This is a genomic window from Streptomyces albus subsp. albus, assembly GCF_000719865.1.
In the GTDB taxonomy this organism is placed as follows: Bacteria; Actinomycetota; Actinomycetes; order Streptomycetales; family Streptomycetaceae; genus Streptomyces; species Streptomyces albus_E.
In genome coordinates, this window is sequence record NZ_JOID01000095.1 from 1 (window position 1) to 446 (window position 446).

A 446-nucleotide genomic window follows, 5' to 3' on the forward strand; every position below is an offset into this window, starting at 1 on the left:
CCGAGCTGGAGTCGGGGCGGGGGGCGGTCATCGACACCGCCGCCGCGGACCTCCGCCGCATCGAACGCGACCTCCACGACGGAGCACAGGCCCGCCTCGTCGCCCTCGCCATGGACCTCGGCCTCGCCAGGGAAAAACTCCTCGAAGACCCCCAAGCCGCCGCCAAAATGGTCGACGAAGCCCACGGCGAAGTGAAAACCGCCCTCCGCGAACTCCGCGACCTCGCCCGCGGCATCCACCCCGCCATCCTCACCGACCGCGGACTCGGCCCCGCCCTCTCCCACCTCGCCGCCCGCTGCACCGTCCCCGTCACCGTCACCACCGACCTCCCCCACCGCCCCGCACCCGCCATCGAAGGCATCGCCTACTTCACCGTCTCCGAACTCCTCCAGAACATCAGCAAACACAGCCACGCCCACCACGCCACCATCGACATCTGGCACACC

The 446-nt window shown here is 70.4% G+C and carries 1 protein-coding gene; it reads left to right on the top strand.

Features of this window, described 5'->3' with window-relative positions:
- Positions 1-446, top strand: a 446-nt coding sequence (locus tag IF83_RS0129530; RefSeq protein WP_030549488.1) for a sensor histidine kinase, incomplete at both ends; no start/stop codon positions are given.